General features: G+C 50.9%; 22 protein-coding genes and 1 pseudogene. 21 read left to right on the top strand and 2 right to left on the bottom strand.

What is annotated here, in order from left to right:
- The 4 genes from FYJ45_RS19615 (at position 1) to FYJ45_RS19600 (ending at position 3,963) form a co-directional block, all read left to right on the top strand.
- Complete coding sequence (locus FYJ45_RS19615) at positions 1 to 2,772, top strand: LPD28 domain-containing protein (RefSeq protein WP_154466833.1); 2,772 nt, start codon at positions 1 to 3, stop codon at positions 2,770 to 2,772.
- A 1-nt stretch (position 2,773) separates the two neighbouring features.
- Positions 2,774 to 2,989, top strand: a complete 216-nt coding sequence (locus FYJ45_RS19610; RefSeq protein WP_154466831.1) for a transposon-transfer assisting family protein — start codon at positions 2,774 to 2,776, stop codon at positions 2,987 to 2,989.
- A 93-nt stretch (positions 2,990 to 3,082) separates the two neighbouring features.
- The gene (locus tag FYJ45_RS19605) at positions 3,083 to 3,310 is read left to right on the top strand and encodes a hypothetical protein (RefSeq protein ID WP_021659625.1); all 228 of its coding nucleotides are present in this window, start codon (positions 3,083 to 3,085) and stop codon (positions 3,308 to 3,310) included.
- Positions 3,311 to 3,339: 29 nt separating this feature from the next.
- Positions 3,340 to 3,963: a class I SAM-dependent methyltransferase gene (locus FYJ45_RS19600; protein ID WP_154466829.1), complete on the top strand. Its 624-nt coding sequence runs from the start codon at positions 3,340 to 3,342 to the stop codon at positions 3,961 to 3,963.
- Here the strand turns inward: FYJ45_RS19600 and FYJ45_RS31875 are convergent.
- Together FYJ45_RS31875 and FYJ45_RS31870 are read right to left on the bottom strand one after the other, a co-directional pair.
- Positions 3,908 to 4,171 (bottom strand): hypothetical protein, encoded by a 264-nt coding sequence (locus tag FYJ45_RS31875; RefSeq protein ID WP_321170268.1) that lies wholly within the window; start codon positions 4,169 to 4,171, stop codon positions 3,908 to 3,910. The genes FYJ45_RS19600 and FYJ45_RS31875 overlap by 56 nt on opposite strands.
- A 375-nt stretch (positions 4,172 to 4,546) precedes the next feature.
- Complete coding sequence (locus tag FYJ45_RS31870) at positions 4,547 to 4,831, bottom strand: hypothetical protein (protein WP_226915952.1); 285 nt, start codon at positions 4,829 to 4,831, stop codon at positions 4,547 to 4,549.
- Between FYJ45_RS31870 and FYJ45_RS30895 the strand changes: the two genes are divergently transcribed.
- The 17 genes and pseudogenes from FYJ45_RS30895 to FYJ45_RS19520 all read left to right on the top strand — a co-directional run bounded on the left by FYJ45_RS30895 (position 4,830) and on the right by FYJ45_RS19520 (position 26,344).
- Positions 4,830 to 5,174, top strand: coding sequence for a TnpV protein (locus FYJ45_RS30895; RefSeq protein WP_330378457.1), 345 nt, complete (start codon positions 4,830 to 4,832; stop codon positions 5,172 to 5,174). The two genes, FYJ45_RS31870 and FYJ45_RS30895, sit on opposite strands and share 2 nt — an antisense overlap.
- A gap of 767 nt (positions 5,175 to 5,941) precedes the next feature.
- On the top strand, positions 5,942 to 12,442 hold the full coding sequence (locus FYJ45_RS19595; RefSeq protein WP_330588763.1) for an SNF2-related protein: 6,501 nt from the start codon (positions 5,942 to 5,944) through the stop codon (positions 12,440 to 12,442).
- Positions 12,443 to 12,444: 2 nt separating this feature from the next.
- The gene (locus tag FYJ45_RS19590) at positions 12,445 to 13,251 is read left to right on the top strand and encodes a DUF3849 domain-containing protein (RefSeq protein ID WP_154466825.1); all 807 of its coding nucleotides are present in this window, start codon (positions 12,445 to 12,447) and stop codon (positions 13,249 to 13,251) included.
- Between the two features lie 2 nt (positions 13,252 to 13,253).
- The gene (locus tag FYJ45_RS19585; protein WP_154466823.1) at positions 13,254 to 13,592 is read left to right on the top strand and encodes a plasmid mobilization protein; all 339 of its coding nucleotides are present in this window, start codon (positions 13,254 to 13,256) and stop codon (positions 13,590 to 13,592) included.
- Between the two features lie 156 nt (positions 13,593 to 13,748).
- Entirely contained in the window at positions 13,749 to 14,060 is a 312-nt protein-coding gene (locus FYJ45_RS19580; RefSeq protein WP_058722595.1) for a CD1845 family protein, read from the top strand.
- Between the two features lie 105 nt (positions 14,061 to 14,165).
- Complete coding sequence (locus FYJ45_RS19575; RefSeq protein ID WP_154466821.1) at positions 14,166 to 15,206, top strand: PDDEXK nuclease domain-containing protein; 1,041 nt, start codon at positions 14,166 to 14,168, stop codon at positions 15,204 to 15,206.
- A complete protein-coding gene (locus tag FYJ45_RS19570) occupies positions 15,199 to 15,627 on the top strand; it encodes a hypothetical protein (RefSeq protein ID WP_154466819.1) in 429 nt (142 codons plus the stop codon). The genes FYJ45_RS19575 and FYJ45_RS19570 overlap by 8 nt, the downstream gene beginning before the upstream one ends.
- 55 nt (positions 15,628 to 15,682) lie before the next feature.
- The gene (locus FYJ45_RS19565) at positions 15,683 to 17,098 is read left to right on the top strand and encodes a relaxase/mobilization nuclease domain-containing protein (protein ID WP_154466817.1); all 1,416 of its coding nucleotides are present in this window, start codon (positions 15,683 to 15,685) and stop codon (positions 17,096 to 17,098) included.
- Positions 17,099 to 17,318: 220 nt separating this feature from the next.
- Positions 17,319 to 17,405, top strand: a pseudogene (locus tag FYJ45_RS19560) (TnpV protein); the annotation flags it as partial.
- 217 nt (positions 17,406 to 17,622) lie between these two features.
- Positions 17,623 to 18,579, top strand: a complete 957-nt coding sequence (locus tag FYJ45_RS19555; RefSeq protein ID WP_321170267.1) for a helix-turn-helix domain-containing protein — start codon at positions 17,623 to 17,625, stop codon at positions 18,577 to 18,579.
- Between the two features lie 126 nt (positions 18,580 to 18,705).
- A complete protein-coding gene (locus FYJ45_RS19550; RefSeq protein WP_154466815.1) occupies positions 18,706 to 19,317 on the top strand; it encodes an MptD family putative ECF transporter S component in 612 nt (203 codons plus the stop codon).
- Positions 19,314 to 20,015 carry an energy-coupling factor transporter transmembrane component T family protein gene (locus FYJ45_RS19545; protein WP_154466813.1) on the top strand — a complete coding sequence of 234 codons (702 nt, stop codon included), beginning with the start codon at positions 19,314 to 19,316 and terminating at the stop codon, positions 20,013 to 20,015. Before FYJ45_RS19550 ends, FYJ45_RS19545 begins: the two co-directional genes overlap by 4 nt.
- Positions 20,016 to 20,025: 10 nt before the next feature.
- Positions 20,026 to 21,504 (top strand): ABC transporter ATP-binding protein, encoded by a 1,479-nt coding sequence (locus FYJ45_RS19540; protein ID WP_154466811.1) that lies wholly within the window; start codon positions 20,026 to 20,028, stop codon positions 21,502 to 21,504.
- A gap of 2 nt (positions 21,505 to 21,506) precedes the next feature.
- Entirely contained in the window at positions 21,507 to 23,321 is a 1,815-nt protein-coding gene (locus tag FYJ45_RS19535) for an ABC transporter ATP-binding protein (protein WP_154466809.1), read from the top strand.
- 3 nt (positions 23,322 to 23,324) lie between these two features.
- Complete coding sequence (locus tag FYJ45_RS19530; RefSeq protein WP_154466807.1) at positions 23,325 to 25,058, top strand: ABC transporter ATP-binding protein; 1,734 nt, start codon at positions 23,325 to 23,327, stop codon at positions 25,056 to 25,058.
- Between the two features lie 24 nt (positions 25,059 to 25,082).
- Entirely contained in the window at positions 25,083 to 25,454 is a 372-nt protein-coding gene (locus FYJ45_RS19525; RefSeq protein WP_154466805.1) for a metal-dependent transcriptional regulator, read from the top strand.
- Between the two features lie 464 nt (positions 25,455 to 25,918).
- Positions 25,919 to 26,344, top strand: a complete 426-nt coding sequence (locus tag FYJ45_RS19520) for an RNA polymerase sigma factor (protein ID WP_154466803.1) — start codon at positions 25,919 to 25,921, stop codon at positions 26,342 to 26,344.
- Positions 26,345 to 26,400: the final 56 nt, after the last annotated feature.

Genomic DNA, 26,400 nt, shown 5'->3' with positions numbered 1-26,400 from the left:
ATGGGCGCAAATGTATTTGAGATGGTCAAGCAGTCTGTCACCGTCCGGGAAGCCGCAGAACGATATGGGATTGAGGTCAAAAGGGGCGGCATGGCCTGCTGTCCCTTCCACGATGACAAAAATCCCAGCATGAAGCTGAACGAAGAATATTTCTACTGTTTCGGCTGCGGAGCCACCGGCGATGTGATAGACCTGACCGCCCGGCTCTACAACCTGTCCCCCAAGGAAGCCGCCGAGAAGCTGGCGCAGGATTTTGGCCTTATCTATGACAGTCAGGCTCCTCCCCGGAGGAACTATGTTCGCCAGAAAACCGAGGCGCAGAAGTTTCAGGAGAACCGGGACCATGCCTTTCGGGTTCTGGCGGACTACTTCCATCTTCTCCGCAAGTGGGAAGCGGGCTACACACCCAAAACACAGGAGGAACCCATGCACCCCCGTTTTTTAGAGGCGGTGCAGCAAAAGGATTATATCGGCTATCTGCTGGATTCTTTTCTGGAGGACAGCCCGGAGGAACAAAAGCTATGGATCGCTGAACATCAATCAACAATCGCCAATTTAGAGAGGAGAGTGAACATCATGGCTGATAAGCCCACCAACCGGGAACGGTTGCAGGAAATCACAGCGGGTATCGAACAGGGTATCAAGGAGCTGTTCGAGAGCGAAAAGTATATGCGCTATCTGTCCGTCATGTCCAAGTTTCACCGTTATTCGGTGAACAACACCATGCTCATCTATATGCAGAAGCCGGAAGCTACGCTGGTGGCTGGATTCAACAAGTGGAAAAACCAGTTTGCGCGCCATGTGAAAAAGGGCGAGCATGACATCACCATCATCGCCCCCACGCCCTACAAAAAGAAAATCGAGGAAATGAAGCGCGACCCGGACACCCATGCCCCCATTCTGGATGCAGACGGTAAGGCGGTCATGGAGGAAAAAGAAATTGAAATCCCCATGTTTCGCCCGGTTAAGGTGTTTGATGTGAGCCAGACCGATGGCAAGCCCCTGCCAGAGCTGTCCTCCAGCCTTTCGGGGACTGTGCCGCACTATGAAGCCTTTCTGGAAGCCCTGCGGCGCTCTGCCCCGGTTCCCATCGAGTTTGAGCCGATGGTCGCCAACACGGACGGCTATTTTTCCCCCGACCAGCAGCGCATCGCCATCCGGGAAGGCATGAGCGAGGTGCAGACCGTTTCTGCCACTGTCCATGAAATTGCACACAGCAAGCTCCATAATCAGAAAAAAATTCAGATTGACAATGACGAACAATATCAGGAAGTAGAGTTATTTGAGAAACCCGCTCTGTTTTCCAACGGGCGTATTTCCCGTGATGATCTGCCCGAAGGCGTTTATTGCTATGACCTGCGTGGTTCGGATGAGGACCCCGGTTCCCCGATTTGTGTTGAGGAAAGAGTGGTGGTGAACCACGCTGGTTCTGTTATTTTGACTGCTCCGTTAGAGTTTTCAGAAGAAGGCAGGCTGTATTTTACAGATGAGACCGGACTGAATTTTAACGGCGGTATGCTTACCCTCTCGCAGTTTTTGCAGGAACAGAAAAAGGACCGTCGCACAGAAGAAGTCGAAGCAGAAAGCATTTCCTATGCAGTCTGCCAGTATTTTGGCATCCAGACCGGGGAAAACAGTTTCGGGTATATCGCCACCTGGAGCAAGGACAAGGAGCTGAAGGAGCTGCGAGCCAGCCTGGAGACCATCAATAAGACTTCCTGTGAGCTGATTAACAACATCGAATGCCACTACAAGGAAATCTGTAAGGAGCGCGGCATTGACCTGACCGCCAAACAGGAGCCGGAACAGGTCAACCAGCAGACCGCAGAAGCAACCGCCACCCAGCTGCCGGATGCTCAGGAACAGTCTTTGGATGAGTACCCCATGCCCGACAGCGAAGTATCTGTTTCGGATATGCAGGAATACGGCTACTTTTACGATGGGATGCTGCCTGTCACCAGAGAACGGGCGCTGGAACTGGACGCTGCCGGTCTGACCGTCTATGTCCTCCATGAAGATAACACGGAGAGCATGGTGTTTGACACCGAAGAAATCATGGAGCATGGCGGACTTTTCGGTGTGGAACACGAGGAATGGGAGAAAAGCCCCCAGTTCCATGAAAAGGTGCTGGAACGGCAGGAACGGCAGCTGGAACGGGAGCAGGCATTTCTTGCCCATGAGGGCTGCTGCTTTGCCATTTATCAGGTGAGCCGGGACGATCCGCAGAATGTACGGTTTATGAATCTGGACTGGCTGCAATCGCACAATCTGGCCGTGGACCGAAGTAATTATGACCTGATCTACACCGCCCCGCTGAACGGTTCCGGCAGCACTATGGAGCAGCTGGAAACGCTGTATGAACAGTTCAACCTGAAAAAGCCTGTGGATTTTCACAGCCCGTCCCTGAGCGTCAGCGACATCGTTGCCATCAAGCAGGACGGTAAGGTATCCTGTCATTACTGCGACAGCGTTGGTTTCACCGAGATTCCCGGATTCCTGCCGGACAATCCGCTGAAAAATGCGGAAATGATGCTGGAGGATGACTACGGCATGATCGACGGCATCATCAACAACGGCCCAAAAGAGCCGACCGTGGCGCAGCTGGAACAGCAGGCCCGCAGCGGCCAGCCAATCTCTCTCATGGATTTAGCGGAAGCTGTCCACCGGGAGGAACGGGACAAGAAAAAGTCCGTCATGGAGCAGCTGAAAAGCCAGCCCCGGACGGAACACAAAAAGACAGCGCCTAAAAAGAGCGCGGAAAGGGAGCTTTGATATGGGAAACTTTACTTTTGAAGAAATGAACCTGCTTTGTATCTACAACACCGGCAGCCGCACCGGGCTGATGGAGGCTCTGACCGAGATGCGCGGCGAACTTTCGCCGGAGGAAACGGAACTGAGGGAACTGACCGACAGCGCCCTGATGAAGCTCCAGGCTATGAGCGACGCCGAGTTTGCCCAGCTGGAACTGTACCCGGATTTTGATGAATAAGCAAATACTTGATAATTGCTGCCTGTTGTGGTATATTTATAGTTAGTTAATGCTAACCAGTAATATCTTCGGATATAAAAAGAGGTAGATGCTATGAAAAAAACACTAATTGGCGGTTTTTTAACTTTGAGTGGAACGATTGGCATTGTTATTCTGCTGGCGGCTTGTATCTTAAATCCCGTAACGAGTTGGATAACACCACCGGGCAGATTGATTTGTACCATGCTTGAACATGGTATTGCTGTTCCCATCGGTTGTTTTTCAATCATATTTATCACTGGGTTGTTTATTTTAGGAATTGAATACAGGAAAAAGATATAAATATATCAAGAACGGGTTGGAAATGGGAAATGGGAATTGTAAAAAAATTATTTAATAGCACAAGAAAACCAGAAGGCTTGCTGGGCGAACTTATGGTGAAAAGTATGAATAAAGGCCACGCTGCTGTTTCGGATTGGGGGATGGAGCATATTACAAAATTGCACCCATCTAAAATCATAGATCTGGGGTGTGGAGGTGGGCGAAATGCAGCAGAATTATTAAAGCGATTTCCGGCTGCAACGGTGCATGCTTTAGATTACTCTGAGATTTCTGTCCAAAAAACAAAACAGTTCAATCAGCAAGCGATTAAAAACGGAAGATTGCAGGTTACTCATGCAAATGTTTTGCAGCTTCCTTTTAACGCAGACACTTTTGATTTGGCTACAGCATTTGAAACTGTATATTTCTGGCCGGGACCTCTTGAGAGTTTTAAACAGGTGTACCAAATCCTCAAAAAAGGTGGCAGGTTTTTAATTGTGAATGAATCCGATGGTACAAATAAAGCGGATGATAAGTGGTTGAAAATCATTGACAACATGAAAATTTATACTGTAGAGCAGTTAGAATTTTTTCTAACTGAAGCAGGATTTTCAGAAATCACCATCGATCACAAAAACCAAAAACATCATATCTGTATTCTGGCAAAAAAATAGGTAATAAACGTATAAGCAGCAGGAAATCTTTCAAGGTTTCCTGCTTTTCTTTTACCCAAAACTGAAAGGAGGACAAAACACCATGCCATCCAAAACAGAATTTTACCGGCAGATGGCCGACCATGTGGCGACCCAGCTCACTGGCAGCTGGCAGGAATGGGCGGGATTTCTGAACACTGCTGCCCGCCTTTACAAGTATCCATTCCATGAACAGCTGCTGATCTATGCCCAGCGCCCCGACGCTACCGCCTGTGCGGAGTATGATTTATGGAATGAAAAAATGGGCCGCTATGTGCGCCGTGGCTCCAAGGGTATCGCCCTGGTGGACGATTCCGGTGATAAACCCCGTTTGCGCTATGTGTTCGACATCACGGACACCGGGACCCGCGAACATTCCCGCACCCCCTGGCTGTGGAAGCTGGAGGAACAGCACAGGGATTCTGTGTCGGCCATGCTGGAGCGCACTTACGAGGTTGGCGGCGATGACCTTGCCCAGCAGCTGGAGGCGGTGGCCGGAAAACTGGCGGGCGAATACTGGAACGAGCATCGTCAGGACTTTCTTTATATCGTTGACGATTCCTTTTTAGAGGAATATGATGAATTTAACATCGAAGTACAGTTTAAGGCAGCCGCCACCGTCAGCATCACTTACGCATTGATGTCCCGCTGTGGACTGGAGCCGGAACGCTACTTCGACCACGAAGATTTCATGGCGATCTTTGATTTCAACACCCCGTCTACCATCGGGGCGTTGGGAACGGCGGTCAGCCAGATCAATCAACAGGTGCTGCGGCAGATCGGCGTTACCATCCGAAATGCCGAGCGTGAGGCCATCAAAGAAAGGAGACCCCAACATGAAGAATCCCATGAACTACATCCAGAACGGAGATTATCTGATTCCCGACCTGAAGCTGAGCGAACAGCCGGAGAAGCCCCTGGGCAAGTACGGCAGGATGCGGAAAGCATACCTCAAGGAACACCGTCCCATCCTATACAACCAGCTGCTGATGAGCGAGAAGCTGTACCCACACCTGCTGGAAATCGACGAGACCGCACAGAGCCGTCTGGAGCAGCTGATGCCCCAGCTGGCGAAAGACGCGGGCGCGACGGAGCAGCTGAAAGCCAGCGATCCGATGCGCTGGGTGGGCCTGATGAACACCTGCAAGGCGCAGGCCGAGGAGATTCTGATGGCGGAGCTTATTCACAGCTGAGTTTCTTCCTCTCCGAAAACGAACAAATCCGAATCATAGATGAAGCAGAGAATGTGAAAACATCCTCTGCTTTTTCTTTTGCCCAGGCGGATATTGACCATGTGCTGCGGCTGGGCGGCAACACGGATCGCCAAAGGGAGCGCATTGTGGCGGCCTTTGAGAAGCAGAAATCCACCGCCGAAATCGCAGACACTCTGAAAAATCTGTATCACGGCGGCAACGGGATCGGCAGCGTCACCGCATGGTATGCCGAGGACGGCATCCATCTTTCCCACGGCAAAACAGCCCGTTACGACAAGTCCGCCCAGGTCATTTCCTGGGAGAGCGCCGCCGAGCGTATCGGCCAGCTTTTGCAGGAGGGCCAGTTTGCCGCCAATGTGGAGCTGGCTGAGGCGGCGGGCTATGAACGCTCCCTCCTTGCGGAAAAACTTTGGCATCTGTACCACGATTTCAGCGATAAAGCCAGAGATTCCGGGTATCTGTCCTGTCTGTCCGGTATTCAGAGAAACGGGTTCCCGGAAGAAACCGCATGGCTTGCCGAGCAGCTGAACCGCCCGGAGTTCCGTCAGACCCTTGCGGAAGAATACGCTGCCTTCTGGACGGCCTACCAGCAGGACCGGGAGTTGCTGCGCTTCCACTACCACAAACCGAGAGAGATTTGGGAAAACCTGAAAGACCTGTCCCTGTCCCGCAGGACTTTTTCTTCGGACCTTTCCCAAGTGCCAACCGTCCAGCACTTCATTACCGAGGATGAGATCGACGCCGCCATGACCAGAGGCAGCGGATTTGAAAGTGGTAAAGGCCGGATTTTTACCTTTTTCCAGAAGCCCCATACGGATAAAGAAAAGGTGGATTTTCTCAAAAATGAGTACGGCACTGGCGGACACTCTCACGCCCTGTCCGGCGCTGGGGGCAGCTGGGAAGATCACGATGGAAAAGGTCTGCGTTACAAAAAGGATGGCTGCCCGGATGTGCATTTCACATGGGAGAAAGCTGCCAAACGGATTACTGATCTGATTCAAAAGGGACGCTATCTCACCAAACAGGAACAGGCAGAGTACGACAAAATCCAGGCGGAAAAGGCGCTGGCGGAGGAAGATGAAGTCCAGTCCCAGCAGCCGGATACAAACCTTGACGATTTGCAGGAGGATGTGCCGGAACAGCCAGCTCCCACGATTCGGGAACTGCATGAGCAGTACAAACCCACTGTGCTTGCCGCTGTGATGGAGGATGTGCCATACCGCAACGCCTGCGGTCACAGCGACCATGAAAATGCTGTCATTGAGGGCAATGCCGCCATCCGCCGTGCCGTTCTCGGCTCCGGTGATTTGGAGCTGATTCGGCTCTATTCCGATGTGCCGGAGTTCCGCCAACGGCTGCACCGGGAAGTAATTGACGAAACCTACCCACGGCTCCATGAAATGCTGCGTCCTCTCTCGCAGGATGACATTGACGATGCCATCCGCGCATGGAACGGAGATATTCAGAGCAAACACGCCGTTGTCCGCTACATGGAACAGCATGGGCGGGAAAAAGATACCGCTGCATGGCTGGCTCAGGAATACAGCGGCAGTGACAGCAAGAGCCTGTTTGTGATCCGCGCCGGAAGTCCGGAGGGAATTGAGCTGCCCTGGCCCAAGGTACAGCGCCGGATCGCTCAGCTTATCAAGGAGGACCGGTTCTACACCGAAGCAGAACAGGACCGGTTCGACAACATCGACCCCATCGCCATCCGGGAGGCGCTGGCCGAGCGCGGTATTGTGAATGGCGAGCTGGTGGACGAAGAAAAGCTGGGCAATGACGCATTCATTCAGCGCGTGATGGCGGATGTGGAGCAGATTGCCGCTGAAGAACAGGAGCAGTCGAACCAATCGCTTTCCGATGCCGAGTATGCCCGTCACAACCTAATTCCCGGCGAGACCACCTTTGCATTGGATGGGCGCACTTTCCGGGTCAGCAAGCTGGAGCCGGATATTGGCCGGGTGGAACTTCAAGATGTGACCTTTGCAAATGCGGTGGGATTCCCCATCTTCCGGGTGGAGCCGATTTCAGTCATTCGTCAGCATTTGGAGCAGAAGCCGGAACCTGCACAGCCCGGTTTTACCACTGAGCCGGTGACAGTTTATCCCGGTGACAAGAACCATCTGCCCTATGATGTGGTTGTTCAGACCCTGCGAACCAATGAGCCAGAGCCGCCTGCATCTGCCGCTGAGCCGGAAAAAACTCTGGATGAAGTGCTGGACGAACACCCCGTTTCCATTCAGGTAAACGGCGAGTGGCAGACCTTCCCCAATGCCAGAGCCGCCGAGGAAGCCGCTTACGGGGAATACAAGGACAACCTGCGCCGCACCGCTGAGAATTTCCGTATCACCGACGACCACCTGGGCGAAGGCGGTCCGAAAGCCAAGTTTCAGGCCAATATCGCGGCAATCAAGCTGCTGAAATATCTGGAGGAAACCACTGAACAGGCAACGCCGGAGCAGCAGAAAATTCTTTCCCGGTATGTGGGCTGGGGCGGTCTGGCCGACGCCTTTGACCCGGAGAAGCCCGCATGGGCTGCGGAATATACCCAGTTGAAAGAGCTGCTGACCCCGGAAGAATATACTGCCGCCAGAGGTTCCACCCTCAACGCGCACTACACCAGTCCCACGGTAATCCGGGCCATCTATGAGGCCGTGGGCCGCATGGGTTTTGAGACCGGCAACATCCTGGAGCCGTCCTGCGGTGTGGGCAATTTCTTCGGTATGCTGCCGGAAGAAATGCGAAACAGCCGTCTGTATGGCGTTGAGCTGGATTCCATCAGTGGACGGATTGCAAAGCAGCTCTACCCCAAGGCCGACATCACCGTGGCCGGGTTTGAGACCACCGACAGGCGAGATTTCTATGACCTTGCCATTGGTAATGTGCCTTTCGGCCAGTATCAGGTTCGAGATAAAGCCTATGACAAGCTGAATTTCAGCATCCACAACTACTTTTTTGCCAAAGCACTCGACCAGGTGCGTCCCGGCGGCGTGGTGGCCTTTGTCACCAGCCGCTATACGATGGACGCCAAGGATTCCACCGTGCGCCGGTATCTTGCTCAACGTGCCGAGCTGCTGGGAGCCATCCGTCTGCCCAATGACGCTTTCAAGAAAAACGCTGGTGCAGAGGTCGTTTCGGACATCATTTTCCTGCAAAAGCGTGACCGTCCGCTGGACATTGCACCAGAGTGGACCCAGACCGGACAGACGGAGGACGGATTTGCCATCAACCGCTATTTCCTGGACCACCCGGAAATGGTGCTGGGCCGACAGGAACCGGAAAGCACCGCCCATGGCATGGACTACACCGTGAATCCCATTGAGGGGCTGGAGCTTGCCGATCAGCTGCATGATGCCGTGAAGTACATTCGCGGCACCTACCAGGAAGCCGAGCTGCCGGAGCTGGGTGAGGGCGAAGCCATCGACACCTCCATTCCCGCCGACCCCAATGTGAAAAATTACTCCTACACCGTTGTGGACGGTGATGTGTACTACCGTGAAAATAGCCGTATGGTGCGGCCTGACTTGAATGCCACCGCCGAAGCTCGTGTAAAAGGGCTGGTGGGGCTGCGGGAATGTGTCCAGCAGCTCATTGATCTGCAAATGGACGCCGCCACACCGGACAGCGCCATCCAGGATAAACAGGCTGAACTGAACCGGCTCTATGACAGCTTTTCCGCAAAATATGGTCTTATCAATGACCGGGCGAACCGACTGGCCTTTGCCGATGATTCCAGCTACTATCTGCTCTGCGCGCTGGAAGTCATTGACGAGGACGGCAAGCTGGAACGCAAGGCGGATATGTTCACCAAGCGCACCATCAAGCCACACAAGGCGGTGGACACCGTGGATACCGCCAGTGAAGCCCTTGCCGTCTCTATCGCGGAGAAAGCCTGTGTGGATATGGCGTATATGTCGGAGCTGACTGGCAAGACCAGCGACGAACTGGCCGCCGAGCTGCAAGGCGTGATCTTCCGTGTACCGGGACAGGTGGAGAAAGACGGCACTCCCCATTATGTAACAGCCGACGAATACCTGTCCGGCAATGTGCGGCGCAAGCTGCGTCAGGCACAGCGGGCAGCACAGCAGGACCCTTCCTTTGCAGTCAATGTGGAGGCTCTTACCGCAGCCCAGCCCAAAGACCTGGACGCTTCGGAGATTGAGGTGCGCCTGGGCGCTACCTGGATCGACAAAGAGTACATCCAGCAGTTTATGTATGAGACCTTCGATACGCCGTTTTATCTCCAGCGCAATATCGAGGTCAACTATTCTTCTTTCACCGCCGAGTGGCAGATCACCGGCAAAAGCTCTGTAAGCCAGAACAATGTGGCAGCCTATACCACCTACGGAACCAGCCGTGCCAACGCCTACAAGCTTTTGGAGGATTCCTTAAACCTGCGGGATGTCCGTATCTATGACACGGTGGAGGACGCAGACGGCAAAGAGCGCCGGGTGCTGAACGCCAAAGAAACCACGCTGGCAGCCCAAAAGCAGCAGGCTATCCGGGATGCGTTTAAGGACTGGATTTGGAAAGACCCGGAGCGCCGTCGAACTCTGGTGCGCCAGTACAACGAGGAAATGAACTCCACCCGCCCCCGCGAGTATGACGGCAGCCATATTGTTTTTGGCGGCATGAACCCGTCCATTACCCTGCGGGAGCATCAGCTGAACGCCATTGCCCATGTGATGTACGGCGGCAATACGCTGCTGGCGCACGAAGTAGGCGCGGGCAAAACCTTTGAAATGGTGGCTGCCGCCATGGAGAGTAAGCGTCTGGGGCTGTGCCAGAAATCCCTCTTTGTTGTGCCGAACCACCTGACCGAGCAGTGGGCTTCGGAGTTTCTGCGGCTCTATCCTTCCGCCAACATCCTTGTCACCACGAAAAAGGACTTTGAGACCCACAACCGTAAGAAGTTCTGCGCCCGGATCGCCACCGGCGACTATGATGCCATCATCATGGGACACAGCCAGTTTGAGAAAATCCCCATCAGCCGAGAGCGTCAGGAACGGCTCCTCTATGAGCAGATCGACGAGATCACGGAAGGGATTGCCGAGGTACAGGCCAGCGGCGGCGAGCGTTTTACAGTCAAGCAGCTGGAACGCACCCGCAAATCGCTGGAAGCCAGGCTGGAAAAATTGCAGGCCGAGAGCCGCAAGGACGATGTGGTGACATTCGAGCAGCTGGGCGTGGATCGGCTGTTCGTGGACGAGGCACACAACTACAAAAACCTGTTTTTATACACCAAAATGCGGAATGTGGCAGGTCTCTCCACCAGCGATGCCCAAAAGTCCAGCGATATGTTCGCCAAGTGCCGCTATATGGACGAGATTACCGGAAACCGTGGCGTTATCTTTGCAACCGGAACCCCGGTCAGCAACTCCATGACCGAGCTTTACACCATGCAGCGGTATCTCCAGTATGACCGCCTGCAAGAACTGAGCATGACCCATTTCGACTGCTGGGCCAGCCGTTTCGGAGAAACCGTCACGGCGCTGGAACTGGCCCCGGAGGGAACCGGCTATCGGGCGCGCACTCGATTCTCCAAGTTTTTTAACCTGCCGGAGCTGATGAACCTGTTCAAAGAGGTGGCCGACATTAAGACTGCCGACCAACTGAATCTGCCTACCCCGGAAGTGGAATACCACAACATCGTGGCACAGCCCACCGAACATCAGCAGGAAATGGTGAAGGCACTCTCTGAGCGCGCTTCCGAAGTACACAGAGGCAGTGTGGACCCGTCGGTGGATAATATGCTCAAAATCACCTCGGATGGCCGCAAGCTGGGACTGGACCAGAGGATCGTCAACCAGATGCTGCCGGATGAACCTGGCACAAAGATCAATCAGTGCGTGGACAACATCATGCAGATCTGGCGGGACGGGGATGCAGACAAGCTGACCCAGTTGGTGTTCTGCGACATTTCCACGCCCCAGGCAGCTCCCTCCAAAAAGGCAGCCAAACAGCTGGACAATCCGCTGCTTCACGGGTTGGAAGAAGCAATCCCACTGGATGAACCGGAGCCTGCCTTTACCATCTATGAGGACATCCGCCAGAAACTCATTGCTCAGGGGATGCCTGCCGACCAGATTGCTTTTATCCATGAAGCCAACACCGAAGTACGGAAAAAGGAGCTGTTCTCTAAAGTCCGTACCGGTCAGGTGCGTGTACTATTAGGCAGCACCGCCAAGATGGGCGCAGGCACCAATGTGCAGGATCGCCTTGTGGCGCTGCATGATTTGGACTGCCCGTGGCGTCCGGGAGACCTTGCCCAGCGCAAGGGCCGTATCGAGCGCCAGGGCAACCAGAACCCCCTGGTCCATGTCTACCGCTATGTGACCGAGGGAACTTTTGATGCCTACCTCTGGCAGACGGTGGAAAACAAACAGAAATTCATCAGCCAGATCATGACTTCTAAATCGCCTGTGAGAAGCTGCGACGATGTGGATGAAACGGCGCTTTCCTTTGCCGAGATCAAGGCCCTGTGTGCCGGAGACCCCCGTATCAAGGAGCGTATGGATTTGGATGTGGAGGTTGCCAAGCTGAAGCTGATGAAAGCCGACCACCAGAGCAAGCAATACCGTCTGGAGGACCAGCTGCTCAAATACTTCCCCCAGGAAATCGAAACCAACAAGGGGTATATCCAGGGCTTTGAAGCCGATTTAGAAACACTGGCTGCCCACCCACACCCGGCAGATGGCTTTGCCGGTATGGAGATCCGGGGCGATGTGCTGACCGACAAAGAAAATGCCGGTGCAGCCCTGCTGGATGCCTGCAAGGAGGTCAAAACCTCCGATCCGGTGCAGATTGGCAGTTACCGGGGCTATGCCATGTCCGTGGAATTTTCCGCTTGGAAACAGGAATATACGCTCCTGCTGAAAGGACAGATGACCCACAGGGCAACTCTTGGTACAGACCCGCGCGGAAATCTTACCCGTATCGACAACGCACTGGCGCAGATGCCCCAGCGTCTGGAGGCGGTCAAAAACCAGCTGGAGAACCTTTACCAGCAGCAGGCCGCTGCCAAAGAGGAAGTTGGCAAGCCGTTCCCCTTTGAGGACGATCTGCGGGTCAAGTCCGCCCGTCTGGTGGAACTGGACACTTTGCTGAACATTGACGGCAAAGGCCACACCCAGCCGGAAACCGTGGTTGCCAAGAGTGCGCGGCCCTCGGTGCTGGACAGCCTGAAACGCCCTGTGCCACCACGCAGCCTTGAAAAGAAACCAAAACAACACGAGGAGGTACGATGATTATGAATGCAACAGATTGGAATACAGCTCTTTTTGAGAAAATGTCTGATGAACAGGATAAATTCCGGGACTGGCTGAAAAGCCAGCCCCCGGAGGAAATTCTGCACCACACCTATGAGTACACGGTCCGGGAGGACATCGTGATGGCGATGGAGCAGCTGGAGCTGACCGACGCCCAGGCCCAGGCACTTTTGGAATCTTCTTCGCCGTTGGCGGATGTGTACCGCCATTTTGAAAAGCTGGAGACCGGCTACATGGATGTGATCCGGGACAGCATTGAAAACCGTGCCGATGATGTGTGCAGGGAGCAGGAAGAATTACGAACTGCCCCTCTCTATCCCCATTCTGCCGCCTATGCGTCCCAGCATGGGGAAATGGCACAATATAACCGTTCATATCAGGCAAACAGCGCCTGCAAAGAAGCCATTGAACAGGCTATCAGCGCCCACTATGCAGAGAACCGGCTGGATACGGAGGCGGCGGTCAAAGATGTGCTGGAAAAGTTCGGGGCGGAACGGGTACAGTTCATTCTTGCCAACACCATCCAGCACAAGAACCATGACGGGCGTATCTCTCAGGACAATAAAGCCTGGGCAAAAACCATTCCCATGCCGGAGGACAGCGATGCTTCCCGCCACTGTGCCTATCTGGTTGTGGATGGGGTCAACCCCGGTCTGACCGACCTGTTTACCAGGCAGGCCAGAAAAACCATGCAGGAACCGCAGAAAAGCTCTGTCCTGCAAAAGCTCAAACAGGAACCGCCTGCCCATAAGCCTGCCGCCCCGAAGAAACAGGAGCCGGAGCGATAACCATGGCAAAGCGCAAGCGAGATGTGCCGGTCCTGTTTTGGGTTTCCCCTGCGGAGATGGATGTGATCCAGCAGAAAATGGCACAGTTTGGGACAAAAAACCTGAGCGCCTATCTGCGGAAAATGGCTGTGGACGGCTATGTGGTGCAGCTGGACTTGCCGGAACTGAAAGAACTGGTATCCCTGCTGCGCCGGAGCAGCAACAACTTAAACCAGCTGACCCGCAAGGTGCATGAGACCGGGCGGATTTATGATGCCGATTTGGAGGATATATCCCAACGGCAGGAACAGTTATGGGACGGCGTTAAGGAGATACTGACCCGGCTCGCTAAACTTTCATAATCAGGACAAATACCCCATCTGCGGAGGGAGGAACGGCGTTCTTTTCGCCGCGCCTTCCTCCGCTTTTTCTTTTTGCCCATATCCTTGCCTTTTGGCTGTGAGACAGGGATAATGGAATCAGGAACAGGAACTGTGATTTTGGGAGGAGGCATAACAATGAGGGCATTGGTGTTTTTGTTAAAACTGTTGTTGAAGATTTTGGTAGCTCCGGTAATTCTGACACTGACCCTGTTCGTTTGGATTTGTGTGGGGATCGTCTATGTTTCCGGTCTGGTGCTGGGGCTTATCAGCATGGTAATCGCCCTGCTGGGTGTGGCGGTTCTGCTGACCTGTTCCCTGCAAAACGGCATTATCCTGCTCGTGATGGCATTCCTTATTAGTCCCTATGGTCTGCCGATGGCTGCCATCTGGCTGCTGGGCAAGGTGCAGGACTTGAAGTTTGCCATTCAGGATTTGGTTTATGGATAAAATATGCCACTGATGTTATTTTACTTTCCATTGAAAATAGGATATACTATATAAGAATATATTCTGCCGCCGAGTGCGGATAGTTTTAGATAAAGGAGGGCGTGTATGGAAAATCAATTAACGCCAAACAACTCCATGATTTTGGAAATCCGAGAGCTGCTGGAAAACGCCAGAAAAAATGTTACACAGCAGGTTAATACGCAGCTTTTGACAACCTACTGGAACATTGGCCGGATTATCGTGGAGTATGAACAGCAAAATCAGATTCGCGCGGATTATGGAAAACAAACCTTAAGGGAACTTTCCAAAGAGCTGACACGGGAATTTGGAAAAGGTTTTTCTCGTTCTAATTTGCAAAATATGCGGGCATTTTATCTTGCTTATGAAAAATGCCAGACAGTGTCTGGCAAATTGTCCTGGTCTCATTACTGTGAACTTTTGAGTATTACGGATGAGAACAAACGCAGCTTTTACGAGAAAGAATCTATCAATTCGGGCTGGTCAGTTCGGGAGCTGAAACGGCAGATTGACAGCTCGCTGTATGAACGGCTGCTACTTTCCAGCGGAGATGCGAATAAAGAAAAGGTCCTCTCTCTGGCGCAGAAAGGGATTAAAATCAATCAGCCAGCTGACATCATCCGTGATCCCTATGTGTTCGAGTTTTTGGGTGTGCCGGAGAACAAGCCCATATTGGAAAGCGATTTGGAAAAAGCTCTTGTCGTACAGATCGAAAAGTTTCTTTTGGAACTTGGACGGGGCTTCATGTTTGTCGGAACCCAGCAGCGCGTGACCCTGAACAACACCCACTACTATGTGGACATGGTATTTTACAATAAAATCCTCCGTGCTTATGTACTGATTGAACTGAAAACGAAAAAACTGACACCAGAGGCTGCCGGTCAGCTCAATATGTACTTAAACTACTATGCGGCAGAAGTCAACGACCCTGACGATAACCCGCCTATCGGTATTATCCTCTGTACGGAAAAAGACAGCATCGCGGCGGAATATGCCTTGGGCGGTCTGTCCAACAATATCTTCGCATCCCGGTATGTTCTCTATATGCCGGACAAGGAACAGCTGATTGCTCAGGTAGAGGCTGTCTTGAAAAACTGGCACGATAAGAAAGATAACTGCCATGACTGAAAAAGAACTGATTGGAAAAGTACATTCAGCGGTCTATCATCAATGCCAGTGCCGTGGTTATGCGACTCCGGTAGATGTACTGATGGAGATCGGTGTCCTGCCAAAACAGAAATATGAGGACTGGCGGTTTGGGCGGGTTGATTATCTGGAACGGGTATGTACTGTCAATCTGCGCAAACTCTCATTCATCATGCACCAGATGCGGGTGTACGCACAAAAAACTGGCTTAAAACCCTCCTTCTGTTACTACAAGAAATGGGGTGTAAAAAAGAAAAATGGGCAGGGACACAAGCCGGTGATTCCGCTGCGGTTCAGCAAAAGCGGAAATCTGGAAATTGAGAAATGGTATGCAACTCATTTTGTGGATACCAAACGGATTGCAGTCTTAAAAGCACAGCAGCCTGTTGAAAATTTAGATTAACCAAAGGACAGCTCACACAGCTGTCCTTTTCTTTTTTGGAAAGGAGGCTCCATCTATGGCAACCACACGCATCATGCCCCTGCATATCGGCAAGGGCCGCACCGAAAGTCAGGCAATCAGCGACATCATTGATTATGTGGCAAATCCGCAAAAGACCGACAACGGAAAACTGATTACCGGCTATGGCTGTGACAGCCGGACCGCCGATGCGGAGTTTCTGCTGGCGAAGCGGCAGTATATCGCCGCCACCGGGCGGGTGCGCGGGGCGGACGATGTGATCGCTTACCATGTGCGCCAGTCATTCAAACCCGGTGAAATCACGCCGGAGGAAGCCAACCGCCTGGGCATAGAATTTGCCAAGCGGTTCACCAAGGGCAATCACGCCTTTGTGGTCTGCACTCACATAGACAAATCGCACGTTCATAATCACATCATCTGGTCGGCGGTCAATGCAGATTGTGACCGAAAATTCCGCAACTTTTGGGGCAGCACCAGAGCCGTCCGACGCTTGAGCGATACCATCTGTATCGAGAACGGATTGTCTATTGTGGAGAATCCCAAGCCCCACGGAAAAAGCTACAACAAATGGCTGGGTGATCAGGCCAAGCCCTCCCATCGGGAGCAGCTGCGGGTGATGATTGACCGTGTGCTGGAGCAGAAACCGGCGGACTTTGATGCGCTGCTGAAGCTGCTTTCCGAAATGGGCTGTGAAGTATCCCGGCGCGGGAAAGCAATCCGGCTCAAAGCACCCGGCTGGAAGAATGTAGCCCGCATGGATGACAAGCTGGGGGCCGGGTACAGTGAAGCAGAAATCCGTGCGGTGCTGGCCGGTGAAAAACAGCATACGCCCCGTAAAAAATCCATCGTGCAGCCGGAGCCGCCCAAGGTCAATCTGCTGGTGGACATTCAGGCAAAATTGCAGGCTGGAAAAGGTGCAGGCTATGCTCGATGGGCTAAAGTTTTTAATCTGAAACAAATGGCGCAGACCATGAATTACCTGTCAGAGAACAATCTGCTGGAGTATGTGGTTTTGGAAGAAAAGGCTGCGGCTACCACGGCACATCACAATGATCTTTCGGCGCAGATCAAAGCGGCTGAAAAGCGCATGGCAGAGATTGCTGTTCTGCGTACTCACATCGTAAATTATGCCAAGACCCGTGAGGTCTATGTGGCATACCGCAAGGCGGGTTATTCTCGAAAATTTCGGGAGGAACATGAGGAAGAAATCCTGCTCCATCAGGCGGCAAAAAATGCCTTTGACGAGATGGGCGTGAAGAAGCTGCCCAAGGTCAAAGACCTGCAAGCCGAGTACGCAAAGCTGCTGGAGGAAAAGAAGAAAACCTACGCCGAGTACCGGCGTTCCCGTGAGGAAATGCGGGAGCTTTTAACGGCAAAGGCCAATGTGGATCGGCTGCTGAAAATGGACGAGGAACAGAAAAAAGAACAGGAAAAAGGCCACGGCCAGCGGTGAGCCGGTCATGGTCCAAAGCGTTCGCAGAACGCGCAGCCACAGAATGAAATTCTGTGTTCAAGGGGGCTTGGGGGCGCTGCCCCGGGCAAGCAAAGCGGAGGGGAAAATCACGGCAGGATTTTTCCCTCTGCGGGCCGAGTGTATTAACACCGGCATTGCTTGCCGGTATTATCCCTGAATCGGAATAATTTTGGAACAACCACCGTTCTCACTATTCCGCATGATGGAGGCGGCGGGCGTCATTGAGGAACTGAAAGCCCGTGACCCCATGCGCTGGGTGGGCCTGATGAACACGCTGAAAGCGTAGGCGGAGGAAATTGTGCTGACAGAGCTGATTTATCAATAATTTTGCAAGCGGAGGCTGCTACTTGCGGCCTCTGTTTGTTTTGCAATTCCGCCATATCTTTTCCTTGAACTTTTATCCTAAATGAAATATAAAGAATATGTCGTCAGAGGTTGACGAGAGCAAAAAAACAATTTAACATATAATTAGTTACCGCTAACCAAAAAGGAGGAAGATATGAGTGAAAGAGTCACATGGAACAGAATGGTACGGTGAATATGCTACGCTAACTGATGAACATAATGATTATGTTCAAATCGAATATAAATGTAATGGAACAGGTCGTCTCTATGACTACACTCTTTTCCCTGGTATTGACTTAATTTTTATGGATTTTAACTGCTCAGATACATTCCATGAGCCTATTCCTAATAAGAATATCATCGAAATCCGTCATTACCAAAAAGGACGCGTTGAGTTTGAGCTAAGAAATAATAAAGTTTTCCACATGAAAGAGGGAGAATTTTGCATCAATGCCCTTGCTAATATTCCTGCGGCCTATTCCTTTCCCTTTGGATATAGTGTAGGACTAAGCTGTGTGATTGATAAGGATTCTGTCGATGTGGAAACACAACAGATTTTTTCGTACTACAACATTGATGTTCTAAATCTCGGACGAGAATTGGAATTAGAAAAAAAGTGGTTTTTATGTCGGACACCACAGCGGTTGTTACATATCTTCGATGAATTGTACGCTGCAAAAGGTGTTGAAGGGCAAGATTACTTCCGCATCAAATTATTGGAACTCTTTTATCATATCAAACAACTGCGGATAGAAGATCAATATGAGGCAACATATTATGCTAAAGAGCAAATTGAAATCATCAAACGCATCCGTCAAGAGCTTATAGAAAACCTCGACAAAAAAATATCCATAGAAGAACTCCTGCGAAAAGAACCAATGAGCAAGGTCACATTTCAAGCTATTTTCAAGCAGATTTATGGTGATACGCCCTATGCTCATATCAAAAAATATAAAATGAATCTTGCGGCTGTTTATTTGCAGGAAACAGATCAATCAATCACTCAAATAGCTGGTGAACTTGGTTATTCAAATATTAGTAAGTTTGCGAGGGCTTTTCAAGAAGTGTTTGGAATGCTTCCAAAGGATTATCGTAAAGTAAAAAAATCAAATTAACTTTTGGGCTGTTTGGGCCGACTGTCTTTTCATTTGGAGTAGTTAGCGGATGCGAACTACTGTATAATAGCGTTGTGGTTAGTTTTGGCTAACCACAACGCTATTATATTTAAGGAGGGTTCTGGAATGGAACAAACGTTAAAGAAAAAACTTGGCGTTCGCGATATTATGACGATTGCCGCAATGATGGTCATCAATTTCGCAATTGCAATGGTGATTGGTACGGTTACATTGCCTTTCCCAGCAGTATATTTATACGGCTCTGCTGGTATTGATGCCTTTATTGGAGCAACATTTTATTTGGTTGCGGCAAATCGCATTAACAAACACGGATTGTTGTTTGCTTGGGCTACGGTTTATGGACTAATCCAAGGTGTTATGGGTTATATGTTCTTGGTTCCCTATTTCTTGATTGTAGCCCTCATTGCCGAGTTATGCATGGTTGGCAAGAATACATACCGAAGTGCAGTTCGCAACCGAATTGGCTGGATGGTCAACTCAATCGGAAATTTTGTAGGCTGTGCCGTACCGCTGTGGTGGTCTTGGGACAGCTATCAGGAAATGGCAGCAAGCAGCGGTTTTGATGCAAATACCTTGAATATGCAGCTCTCTATGGTGACTTCTCCGGAGCTGATGCTTCTGGGTGTTGTCATTACTGCGGTTCTTGCAATTCTTGGTACATTGTTCGGCCAGCGGTTGCTTAGAAAGCATTTCCAAAAAGCAGGTATTGTAGGATGATGGCCGGAGAAAAAAAGCAAAAACGCATTGACCAGATCGATGGGCGCACAGTTCTTTTCCTTACGCTGTGCGCCTGCATCGTGACCTTTCTTACAACAAGTTTTTTAGGGCATGGTTGTTTTAGCTTTTTGATCTTTTTAATCCTCTGCTGGTTCGGCTTATATAAACAGGCTCTGGGATGCTTTGCGGTCTATTTAGTGGCGATTGTATGGCTGATGATCGAGACAAAATATCAGATCAGCATCCCCTCTCCGCTACTACTCAGCATGATTTACAAGCTGTTGCTTCCCGCTATGCCAGCTTATCTTCTGGCTAAAATCCCGTCCGGGAAACTGACAGCCTGCCTGCGAAAAATGCCGATTCCTACCCGTATCATGCTTGTATTGATTGTCATGCTCCGCTTTGCTCCGACTGTGCTACATGAATTTGGAGAAGTCAGGGAGGCCATGAAAATTCGTGGTTTCTTAAAATCGGTTGGCAATGTTTTGAAACACCCAATGGACACATTGGAATATGCCATTGTCCCGATGGTATTTCGCTCCTTAAAGATCGCGGACGAGTTAGCCGCTTCTTCCATAGTCAGGGGAATTGAAAGCCCCTACAAGAAAGAAAGCTACTATGTCAGCCGGATCGCTGTGCTGGATTGCGTTTTGATTGTTGTCAGCGTGGGAGCTGCCGTGTGCTGCTGTCTTTTATAGGAGGAATGGAATGGGAAAAGAAATTATGATCCGTGACCTGACCTTTTCCTATGGCGGGAACGGAAATCAACTGGAACATATATCATTAGACATTGCCGCCGGGGAGGTCATTGTTATGACCGGCCCATCGGGAAGTGGGAAAAGCTCTTTGACAAGAGTAATTAACGGCCTGATCCCCTACTTTTACGAGGGAGAATTAAGCGGTGAGGTTTTTGTGGATGGAAAACTGCTGAAAGAGATTCCTTCCTGGGAACGCGGCAAAATCGCAGGAAATGTATTTCAAGACCCGAGGAGCCAGTTTTTTGCCAATGAGGTCGCAGGCGAGATTGCTTTTGGCTGTGAGAACTACGGTTATTCCCATGAGGAAATTCAGAACCATGTTCACCGGGCAGCGGCGAACATCAAGATTCAGGATATTTTGGATCACAGCCTGCACAGCCTGTCCTATGGAATGCGTCAGAAGGTTGCGATTGCATCCGCAGAGGCGATTGATCCTGAAATCTATGTCATGGATGAACCGTCTGCCAATCTGGATATTGCATCTACCTACCGCTTTGCAGATATTATTCACGATTTGAAGAAGAAGGGAAAAACCATCATTATAGCGGAACACCGGCTTTATTATCTGATGGATCTGACAGACCGTTTCCTGTGTGTCCAGAAAGGGAAAATTGTGCGGGAATTTACTGCACAGCAGATGAAAGCTCTGACTAATAAGGAAATCCAGGCGCTGGGGCTTCGCACTCCTAACCTGCATCAGATTGAGCAGACGGAAATCCCGTCTGCGGCAACCAGTGAGGTTGTTCTGGAAGTGAAAAAACTGAACCACTCTTTTGGTGAAACAATTGTAGCTAAGGATATTGACTTTCAATGCCGTAAGGGAGAAGTGATTGCCCTGATCGGCCCCAACGGAACGGGCAAAAGCACCATAGGGCGAATCTTGGCAGGGCTTTTGAAAGAGAAATCCGGCGAAGTCGTTTTATTCGGAAAGCATTGCAGACCCAAAGACCGCTTGGGAAAGGTCTGGTACATTCCCCAGGATTTAGACAGTCAGCTATTCGGTGAGGATTTGCTGGACGAACTGACTACTGGCTCAGAGGCCAGCCTGGAGCGGAAGCAAGCGGCAGAAGAAATTCTGGAAGCCCTGGAACTGACGCCGTTCATCAAACAGCATCCCTCTACGCTGTCAGGAGGGCAAAAGCAGAGGCTGGCTCTTGGCGTAGCTCTGATACACGAAGCACCTATTATCATACTTGACGAACCTACAAGTGGGCTGGATGGCACGAATATGCGGAATGTCAGCCGGATGATCCGCAAACTGGCGAAAATGGGGCGCACCATTATCGTCATTACCCATGACGCAGAGTGTGCGCTTGCCTGTTGCGAGCGGGCAATGCGCCTTGAAAACGGATATATTACTGATGATTTTCAAATCAGAGGAGCAGAGCTTCTTTTAGAAAAAATTGGGTATGACCAAAAGGAGGGTTAGGAATGACACGGCAAAATGAGAAACAGCCGAAGGCGAAGACTGGACTGGCGCGTTGCCTGGAATTAGCTTCGGGTCATAAATGGCTTTTGTTTCTATCAGGGTTTCTGGCTGCACTGGCAGCAATTTGTTCTTTTGCACCTTATTTATCAATTTATTACATCGTTCGGGAAATCCTGTTTGTTTACCCGGATATGTCGCTCTTGAATGTTTCTGCAATCTCAACCTGGGGCTGGCTTGCCCTGGCTGGTATTTTGGGGAACATCGTATTTTACTTTTTTGCCTTACTGTGTTCCCACATTGCAGCGTTTGGAACGCTTTATGAATTGAAGGTGGCCTTTGCCGACCACATTATGCACATTCCGCTTGGGTATCATCTGACCTTGGGCAGCGGCAAACTGAGAAAAATCATGGACGAAAACATTGAAAGTGTTGAGAAATTCATCGCTCACCAGCTCCCGGACTTTGTGGCCTCTTTGGTCGCGCCGCTTGTTCTGGTTATCATTCTTCTTGGAATTGACTGGCGGTATGGCGTGGTTTGTCTGGTCGGTATTGTTCTGGCCTTTATCGTGCAGTTTGCGGGCTTCAACGGAGAAGCAAAGGAAAAAATGCACCGTTTTCAGACCGCCCAGGAGAACATGAACAGCGCCTCTGTGGAATATGTACGTGGTATGTCGGAGATCAAAGCATTTAATCAGACCGCCGATTCCTTTAAGCGGTTGGGCAAATCCATTACAGACTATACCTCTTTTGTGTTGGAGTACGCATTGGGCTGGCAGAACTGTATGCCTGCTTTTACAACGATCATCAACAATATTTATCTGCTTTTGATTCCGGTGGGCATTCTGATCGGGATGCACACTACGGATTTCAGGGAGTATTCGCTGACATTTATTTTCTACCTGATTATTGTCCATGCGATTTCCGGTGTCCTGAATAAAATCATGTATATCTCTGAGTCCTTTACGCAGATTGACGGCAGCGTGGAGCGTATGGATGAAATCCTGCGTATCCCGGCCCTGCCCGAAAAGAGTACGGCGCAAGCAATCGAAAACTATGGGATTGCTTTCCGGGATGTCAGCTTTTCCTACGAAGCCGATTCCCAGGTCAAGGCCCTGTCTCATGTTTCTTTCTTTGCGGATCAGGGCAAGGTGACAGCCATTGTCGGCCCCTCCGGTGGCGGTAAAAGTACCATCGCCAGCCTAATCTCCCGGTTTTATGATGTGACGGACGGAAGTATTCAGATCGGCGGCGTTGACATTCGGGATATTCCTCTGGATGCGCTGATGGATAAGGTCAGCTTCGTATTTCAGGATACGTTCCTGTTCAAACAGAGCATCCTGGATAACATCCGCATGGGAAATTCAGATGCTACGGAGGAACAGGTGATTGCGGCGGCAAAGGCGGCAAGATGCCACGAATTTATCGAGCAACTTCCAAACGGTTATCAGACTGTGATTGGAAGCACCGGCGTTCATCTCTCAGGTGGTGAACGCCAACGGATTGCCATTGCAAGGGCTATCGTAAAGGATGCCCCTATCATCGTACTGGACGAAGCAACCGCATTCAGCGACCCGGAAAATGAGTACCTGATTCAAAAAGCCTTTGAAAAGCTAATCCAGAATAAAACGGTTGTAATGATTGCCCATCGTCTGTCTACGATTCGCAACGCTGGCCAGATCCTTGTCATGGAAAAAGGACACCTGATTGAATCTGGCACCCATGACGAGTTGCTGAAGAAGGGTGGAAAATACGCGCAGATGTGGAGCAGCTATACGGAGTCGATCAACTGGAAAATCAGTACGGGAAAGGCGGTGTGATCTATGAGTAAGCTGAAAGAAAAGTTAATGCTGTCGGAGAAAGGCTACTCCGACCTAAAAAAAGCAATTACAGCCTGCACAATAACCAATATTGTGCTGCTGCTTCCTTCAATGGTGGCCTGCCTACTCTTTTGGGAACTGCTGAAACCGTTCACCGGAGAGGCAATTTCATGGGACGCACTGTGGAAGCTGCTGGGACTGGGAGTGGTTGCGGCTATTCTGGTATTCCTGGCTGCAAAAAATGATTATAGAAAAACCTACATTGCTTCTTATAAAGAGGCCAGCACGACCAGACTTCGGATCGCAGAACATCTTCGCAAGCTCCCCATGAGCTTCTTTAACACAAAAGATTTATCTGATATTACCACAAACATGATGGCGGATTGCAGCAGCATGGAATCCATGCTCAGCAGTACCATTCCGCCGCTGATCGCAAATATTATCTCTGTCACCCTGATCTGTATTTGTCTGGCATTTTTTGACTGGAGAATGGCCCTTGCGATTTTCTGCACGATGCCGATCACATTTCTTATCATCTGGTGCGGACGCAAACTGCAACTCCGTCTGTTTGACAAACAGGTGGATGTGAAATTGGAGGCGTCCAGCCAGATTCAGGAATACTTGGAAGGTATAAAGATTATCAAAGCCTGTGGTCTTGGTGGTTCCCGTTTCTCTACGCTGGATAAAGCACTCCAAGCCATGAGAAAAATCGCCATCAGGGTGGAACTGGCCTCTGGTATTCTGGTTCAGGGAGCCAGCCTGGTTCTGCAAGCAGGTCTTGGTATCACCATTTTTATCGGGACGGTACTGATAACTGGCGGTCAAATTGAACTGCTCCCTTTGCTGGTGCTGTTCATGTTCTCCACGCAGATTTACGGCCCAATCCTTGCCATCCTTTCGCAGTTAACCTCTCTGTTTCATTTGGGGACTGTTACCAACCGTATGCGTACCCTGCTAACCACGCCCGCTATGGAGGGCGAGGATAAGGATGTATCCAAGTATGACATTGAACTGAAAAGCGTCACTTTCGGATACAATCAGGACGATGTTATCAAGGATGTATCTTTTTCTATTCCAACTGGCAGCGTAACAGCCCTGGTAGGGCCTTCCGGTAGCGGCAAAAGCACAATTTCCAAACTCATTGCCCGCTTTTGGGATGTAAGAAAAGGTCAGATTTCCATTGGTGGTATGGATGTTCGCACCATTGAACCGGAACACCTGATGCGCTGTATGTCCTTTGTATTTCAGGATGTGACCTTGTTCAACGACACTGTTTTTAATAACATCCGCGTAGGCAACATGAACGCTACCGAAGAGCAGGTCATGGCAGCGGCAAAGGCAGCGTACTGTAACGAATTTATCCAGCGATTGCCGGATGGTTATCAGACTATCTTGGGGGAGAACGGCAGCACTCTTTCTGGCGGAGAACGTCAGCGAATCTCCATTGCCCGCGCTCTGCTGAAAGATGCCCCGATTATTCTTCTTGATGAAGCAACAGCATCTCTTGACCCGGAGAACGAGGTTTTAATCCAGCGGGCCATTGCAAAGCTGGTGGAGGGTAAGACGGTCATTATGATTGCTCACCGGCTTCGTACCGTTGTGGATGCCGACCAAATTCTCGTTCTTGATAACGGTAGACTGGTGGAACACGGTACCCATGATGAATTGATGAAAAAGAACGGATTGTACCATAAACTGTTCCATATCCAACAGGAGAGTCTTGGTTGGGCTGTGTAAATTGTTTTAGAAGGGAGATGTTCCATGAAACTTCATGCGTCCGGGGAGGACTATCTGGAAACCATCCTTGTTCTCCATAAGAAAACGGGTATGGTGCGCTCCGTAGATGTGGCCCGGCACATGGGAGTGTCAAAGCCAAGCGTATGTGTGGCAGTAAACACTTTGAAAGACGGCGGCTTTCTTACGATGGACGAAGATCACTTTCTCCATCTGACCGATGTGGGCCGCGAGATGGCTGAAAAAATCTATAAGCGTCACTGCTTCTTTACTGAGCAGCTTATCGCCGCAGGCGTTGACCCCAAGACTGCGGAGGCCGACGCCTGCCGGATTGAACACATCATCAGCGACGAGAGCTTTTCGCGGCTGAAGGAGGCAGCTGCACAGGGGCAAGACTAAACTAAATATGCCAAGCTATCCTGCCCCGCCAGACGGGGAAAGAAAAAAACCGTTGCAGGGCAGGTAGCTTTGTGCGCTCATAATGGATTTTCAAAGACTGCGGCGGTTTTGAGTACATCAAGGCCGCCGTTCCTTATGCCCTCAACAAAGGAGTGACGCCTATACGCTGACACGGCGGCTTTAGGAGGGAGCCGCCGTGAAACAAAGACTGTTTCGACATGATTCGGCAGGGATTTACCTGTCAAAAAAAGCCTGACCGTCAATCAACCTCCATCTGCTTATAAACAGGCACTATCGTGGCTGGTCTATAAGTGTCATAAATCCTATTTTAGCAGCGCCAGCCGCCGTTCTTCGGATGCTGGCGCTTTTGCTTGTCGTTTTTTCGGGAATTTCCCCGAAAGGTGCCGCTCACCGCCTTCATTTCGGTTCACTCATCAACCTGTGAATCGAAATGGAGGTACATAATGCAGAAGATCAATCTTCGGGAACTGTATCCCGATGTGTATAAAACCGATGTCTTTGTGGACGTGGCCGAGGAAGTGCTGGCGGCAATCCGGGGCCAGGAGAAGGACGATGCTGCCTACGAGCGCCGGAAGTTCCGGTACAAGGCCCATTACTCTCTGAACCGGGAGGATGGCATTGAAAACGATGCCCTCAACCGGCCGCTCATTCCGGAGGAAATCTTGGAGCAGAAGCAGCTACGGGAGGAAGTGTACGCCGCGCTGATGCAGCTGCCTGCCATCCAGGCCCGACGTATCTACGCCAGGTTCTACCTGGGCATGACCGTGGCCGAGATTGCCCGGATCGAGGGCGCGGACCGCCGCCGCGTGTGGGATAGCATCCGGCGCGGACTGAAGAAACTGGCGCGTCTGCTGGGAACGGCCCGATAATATGACCGCCGCATAGTGGCAAAAAAATAGCTGGTGGAGGATTGTTATTCCTCCAC

The sequence above is a fragment of the Eisenbergiella porci genome, from assembly GCF_009696275.1.
In the GTDB taxonomy this organism is placed as follows: Bacteria; Bacillota; Clostridia; order Lachnospirales; family Lachnospiraceae; genus Eisenbergiella; species Eisenbergiella porci.
The sequence above is the reverse complement of the archived record's forward strand: the minus strand, read 5'-3'. Positions and strand labels throughout refer to the sequence as shown.

Excerpts from the sequence above, each read along its gene's own strand:
- FYJ45_RS19615 (WP_154466833.1), top strand. The coding sequence starts at position 1 with ATGGGCGCAAATGTATTTGAGATGGTCAAGCAGTCTGTCACCGTCCGG.
- FYJ45_RS19610 (WP_154466831.1), top strand. The coding sequence starts at position 2,774 with ATGGGAAACTTTACTTTTGAAGAAATGAACCTGCTTTGTATCTACAAC.
- FYJ45_RS19605 (WP_021659625.1), top strand. The coding sequence starts at position 3,083 with ATGAAAAAAACACTAATTGGCGGTTTTTTAACTTTGAGTGGAACGATT.
- FYJ45_RS19600 (WP_154466829.1), top strand. The coding sequence starts at position 3,340 with ATGGGAATTGTAAAAAAATTATTTAATAGCACAAGAAAACCAGAAGGC.
- FYJ45_RS31875 (WP_321170268.1), bottom strand. The coding sequence starts at position 4,171 with ATGGAATGGATACTTGTAAAGGCGGGCAGCAGTGTTCAGAAATCCCGC.
- FYJ45_RS30895 (WP_330378457.1), top strand. The coding sequence starts at position 4,830 with ATGAACTACATCCAGAACGGAGATTATCTGATTCCCGACCTGAAGCTG.
- FYJ45_RS31870 (WP_226915952.1), bottom strand. The coding sequence starts at position 4,831 with ATGGGATTCTTCATGTTGGGGTCTCCTTTCTTTGATGGCCTCACGCTC.
- FYJ45_RS19595 (WP_330588763.1), top strand. The coding sequence starts at position 5,942 with ATGACCAGAGGCAGCGGATTTGAAAGTGGTAAAGGCCGGATTTTTACC.
- FYJ45_RS19590 (WP_154466825.1), top strand. The coding sequence starts at position 12,445 with ATGAATGCAACAGATTGGAATACAGCTCTTTTTGAGAAAATGTCTGAT.
- FYJ45_RS19585 (WP_154466823.1), top strand. The coding sequence starts at position 13,254 with ATGGCAAAGCGCAAGCGAGATGTGCCGGTCCTGTTTTGGGTTTCCCCT.
- FYJ45_RS19580 (WP_058722595.1), top strand. The coding sequence starts at position 13,749 with ATGAGGGCATTGGTGTTTTTGTTAAAACTGTTGTTGAAGATTTTGGTA.
- FYJ45_RS19575 (WP_154466821.1), top strand. The coding sequence starts at position 14,166 with ATGGAAAATCAATTAACGCCAAACAACTCCATGATTTTGGAAATCCGA.
- FYJ45_RS19570 (WP_154466819.1), top strand. The coding sequence starts at position 15,199 with ATGACTGAAAAAGAACTGATTGGAAAAGTACATTCAGCGGTCTATCAT.
- FYJ45_RS19565 (WP_154466817.1), top strand. The coding sequence starts at position 15,683 with ATGGCAACCACACGCATCATGCCCCTGCATATCGGCAAGGGCCGCACC.
- FYJ45_RS19550 (WP_154466815.1), top strand. The coding sequence starts at position 18,706 with ATGGAACAAACGTTAAAGAAAAAACTTGGCGTTCGCGATATTATGACG.
- FYJ45_RS19545 (WP_154466813.1), top strand. The coding sequence starts at position 19,314 with ATGATGGCCGGAGAAAAAAAGCAAAAACGCATTGACCAGATCGATGGG.
- FYJ45_RS19540 (WP_154466811.1), top strand. The coding sequence starts at position 20,026 with ATGGGAAAAGAAATTATGATCCGTGACCTGACCTTTTCCTATGGCGGG.
- FYJ45_RS19535 (WP_154466809.1), top strand. The coding sequence starts at position 21,507 with ATGACACGGCAAAATGAGAAACAGCCGAAGGCGAAGACTGGACTGGCG.
- FYJ45_RS19530 (WP_154466807.1), top strand. The coding sequence starts at position 23,325 with ATGAGTAAGCTGAAAGAAAAGTTAATGCTGTCGGAGAAAGGCTACTCC.
- FYJ45_RS19525 (WP_154466805.1), top strand. The coding sequence starts at position 25,083 with ATGAAACTTCATGCGTCCGGGGAGGACTATCTGGAAACCATCCTTGTT.
- FYJ45_RS19520 (WP_154466803.1), top strand. The coding sequence starts at position 25,919 with ATGCAGAAGATCAATCTTCGGGAACTGTATCCCGATGTGTATAAAACC.